General features: G+C 66.6%; 8 protein-coding genes and 1 tRNA gene. 6 read left to right on the top strand and 3 right to left on the bottom strand.

Going from position 1 to position 10,306, the window contains the following annotated elements; all coding sequences use genetic code 11:
* Positions 1-178: 178 nt before the first annotated feature.
* Positions 179-529 carry a winged helix-turn-helix transcriptional regulator gene (locus tag ACWEO7_RS05060; RefSeq protein WP_452420898.1) on the bottom strand — a complete coding sequence of 117 codons (351 nt, stop codon included), beginning with the start codon at positions 527-529 and terminating at the stop codon, positions 179-181.
* Positions 530-672: 143 nt separating this feature from the next.
* Between ACWEO7_RS05060 and ACWEO7_RS05055 the strand changes: the two genes are divergently transcribed.
* The 6 genes from ACWEO7_RS05055 (at position 673) to ACWEO7_RS05030 (ending at position 7,473) form a co-directional block, all read left to right on the top strand.
* Positions 673-1,542 carry an NAD(P)-dependent oxidoreductase gene (locus ACWEO7_RS05055; RefSeq protein ID WP_452420897.1) on the top strand — a complete coding sequence of 290 codons (870 nt, stop codon included), beginning with the start codon at positions 673-675 and terminating at the stop codon, positions 1,540-1,542.
* Positions 1,543-1,675: 133 nt separating this feature from the next.
* A tRNA-Leu gene (locus tag ACWEO7_RS05050) sits at positions 1,676-1,760 on the top strand.
* Between the two features lie 110 nt (positions 1,761-1,870).
* Positions 1,871-2,329, top strand: a complete 459-nt coding sequence (locus ACWEO7_RS05045) for a hypothetical protein (protein WP_452420895.1) — start codon at positions 1,871-1,873, stop codon at positions 2,327-2,329.
* The gene (locus ACWEO7_RS05040) at positions 2,326-3,408 is read left to right on the top strand and encodes a tyrosine-type recombinase/integrase (protein ID WP_452420894.1); all 1,083 of its coding nucleotides are present in this window, start codon (positions 2,326-2,328) and stop codon (positions 3,406-3,408) included. Before ACWEO7_RS05045 ends, ACWEO7_RS05040 begins: the two co-directional genes overlap by 4 nt.
* Positions 3,408-4,811 carry a hypothetical protein gene (locus ACWEO7_RS05035; protein ID WP_452420893.1) on the top strand — a complete coding sequence of 468 codons (1,404 nt, stop codon included), beginning with the start codon at positions 3,408-3,410 and terminating at the stop codon, positions 4,809-4,811. Before ACWEO7_RS05040 ends, ACWEO7_RS05035 begins: the two co-directional genes overlap by 1 nt.
* Before the next feature lie 361 nt (positions 4,812-5,172).
* Positions 5,173-7,473 carry a hypothetical protein gene (locus ACWEO7_RS05030; RefSeq protein WP_452420891.1) on the top strand — a complete coding sequence of 767 codons (2,301 nt, stop codon included), beginning with the start codon at positions 5,173-5,175 and terminating at the stop codon, positions 7,471-7,473.
* Positions 7,474-7,636: 163 nt separating this feature from the next.
* On the opposite strand, the gene ACWEO7_RS05025 is transcribed toward ACWEO7_RS05030, so the two are convergent.
* Together ACWEO7_RS05025 and ACWEO7_RS05020 are read right to left on the bottom strand one after the other, a co-directional pair.
* A complete protein-coding gene (locus ACWEO7_RS05025; protein WP_452420889.1) occupies positions 7,637-8,233 on the bottom strand; it encodes a hypothetical protein in 597 nt (198 codons plus the stop codon).
* 2 nt (positions 8,234-8,235) lie between these two features.
* Positions 8,236-9,780, bottom strand: coding sequence for a hypothetical protein (locus ACWEO7_RS05020; RefSeq protein WP_452420887.1), 1,545 nt, complete (start codon positions 9,778-9,780; stop codon positions 8,236-8,238).
* Between the last annotated feature and the right edge of the window lie 526 nt (positions 9,781-10,306).

The raw sequence follows: 10,306 nt of genomic DNA, 5'->3' as shown, positions 1-10,306 counted from the left end.
CTGCGAAGCCACCCACATCTTGCAAAAGTTGTGACGTGGAACATACGACGCGCCCGGTTAGGCGTCAATTGCCTTCGGTGTGCACAAAATTAACTCAAGTTACCAACTAGTAGCTTGATCTTCCGCTGAACCATGTTGCCCAAGTGAAACATTCACTTTTGAAGGATTCACTTCCGAGCTACTCATGCACCCGCCGCGCGCCGATCCGATCGATCCGCTCCCGCCCCCACGCACCCAGCGGCTCCAGTGCGGCGTTGAGCGCGACCCCGACGTCGGTCAACCGGTACTCCACCCGCGGCGGCACTTCCCGATAGACGGTCCTGCCGACGATGCCGTCCTCCTCCAGCTCCCGCAGCTGCTGGATGAGCATCTTCTCCGAGACGCCGGGCAGCCCCTTGCGGAGCTCGCCGAAGCGCCGAACCCGGTGGTTGTCCAACTCCCAGAGAATCAGCGCCTTCCACTTGCCGCCGACGACATCCATCGCCGCATCGATCCCGCAGAAGTACGGCCCCGCCCGCTTCGAGCCCATCGTCCACCCTCTCCATCTGTTCACAAACCATTCGGTAAGTACCCCACAAAATAGTAGGTACTTGCCTCCCCGCCAGCTGTCCAGCACTCTTGATTTCAGCGCGCTGACCAGGACCTTCCCGACCCAAAGGAGCTGAACCCGCAATGGCGGAGACCACGAAGACCCCGGTGACCATCCTGGGACTCGGCGCGATGGGGCAGGCGCTCGCCGCGACCTTCCTGAAGGCGGGGGTGCCGACCACCGTGTGGAACCGCACCCCCGGCAAGGACGCCGACCTCCGCGCCGCCGGAGCCGCGAGCGCCGCCACCATCGCCGAGGCGATCGACACCGACGGCCCGATCATCGCCGTACTGCTCGACCACGCATCGGTGCACGCCACCCTCGACCCGGTAGCCCACCGACTGGCCGGACGGCAACTCATCAACCTCACCAGCACCGCCCCCAACGAGGCCCGCGAACTCGCCGCCTGGGCGAGCCGATACGACTGCGACTACCTCGACGGCGGCATCATGGCGGTGCCACCCATGATCGGACAGCCGGGCGCATCCATCCTCTACAGCGGCTCACAGACGGTCTTCGACGCACACCACGAGTCCCTCGAATTACTTGCTGCCGCAGAATACTTAGGCGACGACGCGGGCCTCGCTTCGACCTACGACTTCGCCCTGCTGGCGGCCATGTACGCCATGTTCGGCGGCTTCCTGCACGGCGCGGCCATGATGCGGTCGGTCGGCGTCCCCGCCGCCGAATTCGGACGACGCGCCGCCGCATGGCTCAACGCGATGACCCAATCGTTGCCCCACCAAGGCGCCGTCATCGACACCGCCACCTACACCGACCCCATCCAGTCCATCGCCTTCCACAAAGCCGCACTCGACGCGATCAACCGCGCCAGCCGCGACGCCAACGTCACCCCCGACTTCGTCGCCCCGTTGAAAACCCTCCTCGACCGCCAGGTAGCCGACGGCCGAGGAGCCCTCGGCTTCGAACGCACTTTCGAAGAACTTCTCTGATCCGTCGCGTGGGCCGCACTCCTTCCACCGGTGCGGCCCACACGCCCTTCGCTCGCAAACGCTCAAGAATCAGCAGGTCAAGCCGCGATTTGGTCCACACGGAGATGATCCGATAATCTTGCTGGGCACACCGGTCCGGGTGGCGGAATGGCAGACGCGCTAGCTTGAGGTGCTAGTGCCCTTTATCGGGCGTGGGGGTTCAAGTCCCCCTCCGGACACAGAAAACGACCCATTTCTGCTACAGAAAACGTGTCAGGGCACTGCCCGGACACTCGTCCTCCGGCAGAGCCGGTGACCTGCGGTTTTACCCCTGGGCGGGGGTGAAATTGTGACCGAGAACACACTACTGCCGGTCCTCCCTGCCTTCTCCGCAGTCGATCAGCCCGCAGTCAATCGAGCGATGTGCGGTGTGCCCGGCCTGCCACTAGGCAATGTCGAGCAACCTCCCGCGCGCACGGCGGTACACAGCATCCGCCCGGTTGATTCCAACGGCCGCGTGGTCGACAAGGCCGTGCTGACCGCGTTGGATTGGCGGCCCGGTGACCAGTTGTCGTGGCGGCTCGCGGGCGGGCTGATCGTGATCAACCGCCCCGGGTACGGCCGCCGCGGTGTCACCAAGTACGGGCACCTCTCGCTACCGGCGCCGGTCCGTCGCGGGGCCGGCATCCGTATCCATGACCGGGTTCTGCTGGCGGCGGACCCGCAGCAGGAGCTGCTGGTTGTCTACCCGCCGCATGTGCTCGATGAGATCCTCGCGCGCCGCTTCGCCGAGGGAGCGCACGCATGAGCGCGCGCGCCGCGGCCGACATCGCCACGATCGAGATGATGATGGAACGTCTCGGGCTCACTATTGCCGACTTGTCGGCCGGGACCGGGTCAGCCCGAGCAATACCGACTTTCGCCGAGTACGTCCCGACAGTGCTGGCGGCGATGCCGGACGGGCGCACTCGGACGCACTACCGAACATATTGGAACAAGATTCTCGCTCAGCCCGGGTGGGCGCAGCGGTGCTTGGATGAGCCGACGACGGCGGATCTGCAGGGGTTGTGTGAGGCGATCCGCGCGCAGCGGGTGATCCGCCGCAGCGACCGCGGGGGCCGGGAGGTGCTGCGTCACGTGATCGACGCGTTGCGGCGGCTGTACAAGCATGCCGAGGACAACCGGGTCATCGAATACCGGGACAACCCTGCTGCCCGATTGGCCAAACCTAAACGCACCCGTTCGAATCGGCGTGCCTTGCACAGCGATCTGCTCGCGCAGATCGTGCATGTCGCGGCGACCACGGGCAACGATCCGGAGTTGGATACGTTGTTGCTGCGGCTGCACACCGAAACCGGATGCCGCCGCGGTGGGGCGCTGGCATTACGGCCGCAAGACTTGGACCCGGTGCAGTCGCTGATCTTGCTGCGGGAGAAGGGCGGCACCCAGTTGTGGCAGCCGGTCTCCCCCACCTTGATGCGCGCGTTGTGCCGGCATGCCGAGCAGCGCGGCGCGGCGCCGAATGAGCAGCTGCTGCGCGCACGCAACGGGAAGCCGATCACCCGCCGCCGCTACAACGGCCTGTTCGAACGCCTCGGCCGCCACCTGCCGTGGGTTCATTCTCACGGCATCTCTATCCATTGGCTGCGCCACACCACGACCACGTGGGTCGAACGCCATTACGGTCCGGCGGTGGCGAGCGAGTTCGCCCGCCACTCCCACAGCGGGAGCGGTACGACCGGCATCTACACCACCGCCACCATCAACGAAGTCGCCGCCGCCCTCGCCCACCTCACCGGCGAACCCCACCCCTTGGCCACCACAGACTCGGCCCAGGATCGGGCCGGGCATGGAGCGGCAACCATCCCTGCTCTGGAAGGTGCGTGATGACCAGAAGCCTTCACACCGACCAATCCGCCTCCGACACACCCGCATCCGACGAATCCGACTCGAATCATGTCGGATTCATAGTCCAGTCCGGCCGGTGGTGGACGCGTCGCGGCCAGCAGGTGATGCCGACGGATCTGGCGCAGCGGGTCGCCCAAGCCGAGCAGCAGGTGCCGTGGCAGGGCCACCGTGCGCTGTATGACGTGCACAGTGAACGGGAGATCGCCGCCGAACGGGCCCTACATGTGTGGATGCGCGCCAAGCGGCGCCGCCAGCGCAAACGCGTGTTCCGTGCCGAGCTGGCGAACGCGGATCGCGACCGCCGCGCCGCGACCGCGATCGAGCGCGAGGACGCCACCGAGCAACGCTGGCATCGTCGAGCTCGCGCTCAGCGGCGCCGTGAAACCAATCCCGATGCTTTGGAGGGGATGCTGCACCGTCGCGCGACCCGCTCCTCGTGGCGGCTGCGCGCGGTCATGGCCATCGGGTTGCTGTGGTCAGCGGTCAACGTCGGCCGCAACCTGAGCCCGGACGGTGGGAACGGGGAGGTGAGCTGGTGGTTGCTGTGGGCGCTGAGTTTCGGTATCGAGGCGATGATCTCGGTGCCGATCCTGGAGATCATGGCCCAGGCCGCCACCGCCGCGCGCCTGGGTATCACCGTGCAGCGCGCCAAGATTGTCCTGTTCGAGGCCGTGCTATTGACCGCGACGGTCGGACTCAACAGCGGCCCGCACCTGGCTGCTGGTGATCTCGGCCGCGCCGCGGAATACTCCGTCGCCCCGATCATGGTGGTGGTGTTGATGTGGCTGCACGCCTGGCTCACCGCCCGCAATGCCGAGATGATCGCCACGCTCGCCGCCCGCCGCACCGAAACTCCCGCGCACGAATCTTCTGCCTGGGATGACAGCGGTGTCGGCTCTGCGGATCGCACCGTAGCTTCTGGCCGGCCAGCACTGTCGCCGATGCCAGCGCGACCGGCATATCCCGCGTCGGCGACCACGACGACGGCCGCGGGATCCGAATCGGCGGGTTTCTCACCGCCAGGCCGGAGCGGGGCAACCGCTGTCGCCATCTCCCCGGGATTCGATGAACAGTCGACACCGCAGCCCCCCGGAGAAGCAACACCAAGAACTGGCGGCGGGGTCATGACGACGTTGACGGTCAACTCGTGCGATGAGATCGCCGAGCAGCTGGTGCTGCGCAAACTCGTGCAGAAGCCTGCGCCGCAGATCGTGGCCATTCTGCAGCTGGCCGCCCAAGGCCTCAACGCCAACCGGATCGCCACCGAGATGAGCGCGATCACCTCCTCCCCGTGGGCGCGCTCCACCGTCGACCGCATCATCGCCCGCGCTGAATCCCTGGGCTTCGACCCCGCCACCGCCGATCAGGGGGTTGCGGCCTAGCCCAACGTTCCAAGCGGTGCCCGCAGGCACCCCACCCGCCTGAAGACGCGCTAGTTCCGGAACCAGAAAGGACGCCACTACAGAGACTCGCCGCTGGAGTCGGCTTGACCGGCCGACTCACAAACCCCGAAAGACGCGTAGTGCCCCCAGTTGACGGCTGAGGGCACTACCAACAACACAACCCTGAAGGTTGCTGATGCCAAGCACCCCCAAGGGTAGCTCACGCCTGCGCGCGCCATCAACCGCTGCCGACCGCAGCGGCGACCACGCACGCTCTACTGAAGCCGAGCTACCCGCTGTACCCGAAAACCATTCGCGCACAACCGGTCATGATCAGAATGATGCCGCCGCGGCGCGTGCGGTGTTCATGCGATTGGCGCCGCTGCTGGCCGCGCGCCGCTCGATGCGCCTGTGGAACCCGAGCCTGGGCCGCTACAACGACCACGCCCGAACTCTGACCCGTAAACTGCCCGACCAGCCTGCGGCGGTGCCGATCTATCGTGACGGCCGGACCCGTCTGCTGGCGTTGGATTTCGACAGCGCCCGCGATGACACCGCTGCGGTCGAACGAGACGTCCAGCGCTGCCTGGGATGGGTTCAGGAGGCCGGCGGCCGCGCGATCACCGACTGCTCCACCAGCGGCGGCCGCCACATCCTCATCCCCCTACCCCTCGGGGTCACCCTCGACCTCGCCCAAGCCGAAGCCCTCGCGCGACTGCTCGCTGCGCGGCTACCCAGCCTGGACATCACACCGATGCTCAACCCCGCCACCGGCTGCATCACCCCGCCCGGATCGCGTTGCAAACAAGGCGGATACCGCCGCCTGGACGGCACCATCGACGACGCCATCGACACCCTCACCACCCGATCCGCGCCCGGCTTCGTGGCCCGACTGCAGCACCTGCTCGCCGGGACCGCGCACGACGCGAACACCGTGCACGATGCGCGCGCGATACCGCGCACATCGTGCGCAGCCGACCCAACTGCGCACGACATGCAGCTGTGGGAGGGTGAAGGCGAGTGCGCGCGGTTGCGCGCGGAATACCGCCGCCGAAGCCCGCTTTCTGCCACCGTCGAGGCCTTCGCGCGCGAGGGCGCTGCGCCGTCCGATGGACGCTGGATCACGCGCGCGGGGCGGTTGGATCGCTCCGCGGCACGCCAATCCGTGCTCGCCGCCGCGGTCGTGCGCGGCTACTCCTACCTCGACGTGCGCGCGAAACTACCTGTCGCTGGTGGCCGCTGGCGCGGATTCGCCGACGCCTACCGCCGCTACGGCCGCGGCGCCGACGCCGCAATGCGCCGCGACTGGATCTCCGTCTGCCGGTGGGCCGAGAACTCCGTCCCCGAATTCCTGCCTGTGGCGCACAAGCAAAAAGACACAGGGGGTACACCACGGCTCCGGCCAGCGGCGCATCTGCAGCAGCGGTGGTTGGCGGCCGCGACAGTGTGGACACATGCGCAGTGGCCCCGGTCCTCACGGCGGTGGACGGTTCTGGCGGTGCTGCAGGCCTTGGCATGGGCGTCAGCAGTCGGAGGGCAGGTCGCACGTGGAGTGCCCGTCGTCGAGTTCGGTGGCCGGTCACTGTCACTGGCCGCGGGTGACCTACCCGAATCCACCGTCTGGGGCGTCCTGCGGGAACTACGCGACATGCCCGGCGCACCGATACTGCGCACCCGGCCCGGCCGCAGACTCGCGGCCGACCGCTACGCCTTGGTCACCCCGCACCACGGCCACCGAGCTATCCGCCCGGACTCAGTGCAACTGAGTCGCGTGCGGGTCGAACCCGTCCATCCCGCCTGGACCGTGCTGGGGATGCACTGCCGGCGCATCCACGAACTCATCACCCGCGACGGGCTCACCACCCCCGCCGATGTCTTCGCCGCCGCATCCGTCAGCTCCAGCGCGGGATACAACGCACTGGCTGTCCTCGCCACCGCCGGACTCATCAACCACACCCACGGCCACCTACGACCGGGACCAACCAGTCTCGACGACGTCGCCCACGCGCACGGCCTTCACCAGCAGCGCCTCCGACGCCTCGCTTGCCACCGACGCGACCGCACGGCATGGAAGCAGCGGCTCACTCACCACGACAGACACACTGGTAGGCGGGCCGCGCTCGCCAGCGCATCTACACCGTCGAATCCCACCTGGACGCCGACCGTGCAACACCTCACACACGGAATTGGAAGGGAAGTCGACTCATCCAAGGTTACCGCGCTGGCATCCGGCACTCCTCGTCCAGCCGGATCCGATGTGATCGAGTCGGCGACGCGGGTGCTATCCCCCATGCCGGCGGTTGCGTCCGCCGCTACGAGACCGACCGCGTACGGTATGCGCGCCCTGGCTGTCTCCGATGATTACAGAGATTGCGTAGGGCTCGAATCGTCCGGCCAGCGCGCGCACTCCTGGACCGGAACTGCCGGCGAACCCGCGCGCATTACAGCCCCCGCGGGTTACCTGCGCGCAGTAGCCGAAATCTACGTGGAAACATCTGCTACGCCGATCGCTGGTGGGCGTTGGCTGATCGCGACAGACTCGACGGTCGTCTACGAACGCCCCACCGGTGTGCAGGTAGCTTCCACCGTTCCAGCATCGATGCTTCGGCGTTCGCCATCTTGGACGTGCGTGTCCGGGCCATTCGAATCGGCGAGGCAGTGAAGCGCTGGAAAGCCGATCCCGTCACTCACTGCGCACCCGCCGCTCCGCCGTCGACAGCGGAGTCCGCGCCCTCGCCCACGCCTTCTGCTTCGGCGGGGGCGAGGTATTCCGGATTCTCACATGGGTCGAGAAGTGGACTTCCTTCGCGCCAGGCGTCGGCTGACTACCGGGTTTGCACTGCGTGGTCGAGTGATTCGATGAAGTTTCGGCAGGTCTGTGCCGCGTGGAGAAGGTTCTCATCGGTCAGCACGACGCGGCCGCCCTCAACCACGATTCCGGCGTTGAGCAGTTTGTCGGGGATCGAGGTTCCGGATTGTTTCTGCCGGCGGGTCAGTTCACCCAGGCCGTGCGCAATCGCGTTACGCGCGTCGGCCAGGCGCTCGATCGGGCCCCAGTCCACTACGGGTTTACCGATGTTCAACCAATTCTTGTATGCCTTTCGCTGCTCACTCCAGGTGTTGGTGGCGCTGATCAGGCTGTCGTCTACTGCTGCGGTGAGGACTTCGCTGGACAGGGTTTCGAACGTCTGCTCGACCTCGCGTGCCAGCAGGTCGGCAGCGAATGCTTCGGTGATCGACAGAAGGCGCAGCAGCGTAGCCTGGCGCTGCTCTTGGACACGATCGGCCGTCGTTTCCAGCCGGAGCCGCCCGGCCGGCTCCGCAGAGAGCGCCGCTGCGGCGATCTGATGTGAGGCCAGGGTCCGGAACAGCAGCGCAGCGGAGGCTTCGGCCTCGACCGAGGGCACGGACAGGGTAGACACGGTCACTGCTCGTCTGCGGCGGCGGTGAGTAGGAGCCGATCCAGCGCGTCGTCGGATGTGGCGTGGGCTTTCGCCTGGTCGAGACCGATGAGTCCGACGAACGCCAGTCGCCGCCATTCGGGCCCGACCCGCGCGATCGCGGCGGTGACCACCTCGGTGTCGCCGCGCCCGATCCGGCCCAGCGCCGCCGCGGCGGTCGCAGCGACAGCGGGCGCGCCGGTGGTCACGCTGTGGTGCAGCCACTGCTCATAGGGTTGGCTCGTTTCGTCCACGCCGCTGTGTGCCGCGACGTGGGCGAACCACAGAGATTGCCATGTGCCGAGAATGTCCTTGGACACGATGGGCCCCAGGGTGGCGCGCACTACGCGTTGGTGATCGGGGCCGGTCTGGCCGAGGCTGGTCAGATACTGCGCTGCCTGCGGGGTGAGCGCGGGCTCTTTGCGGATGATCGTCTCGATCCATTCCGCCGGTGCTGTGTCTCCCGCAGCGCCCAGCACTGGCAGGGCGCGACCGAGAAGCGACCGCAGGACAGCACCATCCTGAGCGTCGAGATCGCTATCTTCGACGTTGTCGGTCCACAACTTGAAGGCTCGGCGCCCGGCCTCGAGGCGACGCTGTCCCTCGTCCCCAGAAGTCGCCTCCTCCGAACTGGTGTCGGAATCGGCTTCCGCTTCCTCGGTGTCGGCTTCCTCGGTCTCGTAGCCGCGCTCGAGCAACCCGAGATCGATGTCGGACTCACCCTCGCCCTCGGGGTCGAGCAGACGCTGTCGTGCTTCGGTGAAGGCAGTGAGCGAGGCGTCGTAGCTGTCCCTCCCGTAGGTCAGGGTCTTGGTTTCGTTGAGCACCAACCCCAGAGCACGCACTTCGAACTCGCAGGCCTCCAGCGCGTCGCGGGCAGTCTGCAACGTGGGCACCGCGATCCTGAAATCGTCGGAGTAGGTGAAGGTCGCGTGGCCGCGCCGCAGCAACCGGCGGCGGGCAGGATCGATGTAGACGTCACCGAGGATATCGCTGGCCGAATGGACTTGAGGTATCCCGACCTGCCGGCCGAGCACCGTGGCCAGCAGACCACGTAACGCTGTCACCGCCATCTCATCGCCGGTCTGGCTCACCAGCTCAGTCGCGAGAAGATCATGATCGACGAACTCGTAGTAGGCGTTCACATCGGTCACGCAGATATACCTGGCGCCCGAGACATCCAGCGGCGCACGCCGGAACTCCTCGATCGAGACTCGTTCACGCAGCCGCTCAGGCAGCCGACGACTGAGACGGTGGACCAAAACCCGGTACAGCACACTGTCTTCCAAGGTCAGGGTGTGTAGCGGTCGTGTCCCGCGCCATTCCTTGTCGGCGAACACGACACTGGCCCGGCGACCGAAAGCTCCCGCACGCAACTGCGGGATCAACCAGTCGGTGACCGCCTCAACCTGCGTCGAAAGCAGTTCGAAATCATCCCGGCGCGGCAACAACCGGCCATGCCACCGAAGCTCCTCACCGACCGCGCGGCGCACATCCCCGCGGTCCAGGAACTCCCGATCGATCCCCACAAACCACCAGCTCCTGATCTGCGCACCATCGCTACACCCATAACAGGCCATACCACGGCGTTCGGCCGACGACGACCGCCCCGCTGTCCCGTTCGTCGGGCAATCACACCCGACCGTTACAACCGGCAGTTCCATGCAGGAAACCGCGCGCCACCTGCCGCCCGAGACTGCTCGGGTGCTTGTCGACGCAATTGACAGTTGGCATGTGGAAACGTGCCGCTGTGCCCCGGACGAACTACTGCTCGCCGCGCAGGTGGCCGCGCGGCCGGGCTGGTACTGCCATGGCTGCGGCTACCGTGCCGCTGATGGTTCTCCACCGAATGTGAGTTGACTTCGACTATTCCTCGTTCAGCATTTCGTTCGCAACGTCCACTTGGAGGCGGAAGCCGAGTAGCCCACTCGGTCGGCCATGAGGCATCCCCAAGGCACTAAGTGAGCGTCCGGGAACTCTCGTCGGCTATCGCTGACGGTGCGTTGCCGGTGGGTTCGTTCGTGGTGGTTTCAGTGGTGCCGGGTCGGCGAATGT

The sequence above is a fragment of the Nocardia sp. NPDC004260 genome (assembly GCF_053603155.1).
Note: the sequence above shows the minus strand (reverse complement) of the source record. Positions and strands in the feature narration are given on the sequence as shown.

What these genes read in the sequence shown, in the direction of transcription:
- ACWEO7_RS05060 (WP_452420898.1), bottom strand. Translation starts at nt 529, where the DNA reads ATGGGCTCGAAGCGGGCGGGGCCGTACTTCTGCGGGATCGATGCGGCG.
- ACWEO7_RS05055 (WP_452420897.1), top strand. Translation starts at nt 673, where the DNA reads ATGGCGGAGACCACGAAGACCCCGGTGACCATCCTGGGACTCGGCGCG.
- ACWEO7_RS05040 (WP_452420894.1), top strand. Translation starts at nt 2,326, where the DNA reads ATGAGCGCGCGCGCCGCGGCCGACATCGCCACGATCGAGATGATGATG.
- ACWEO7_RS05035 (WP_452420893.1), top strand. Translation starts at nt 3,408, where the DNA reads ATGACCAGAAGCCTTCACACCGACCAATCCGCCTCCGACACACCCGCA.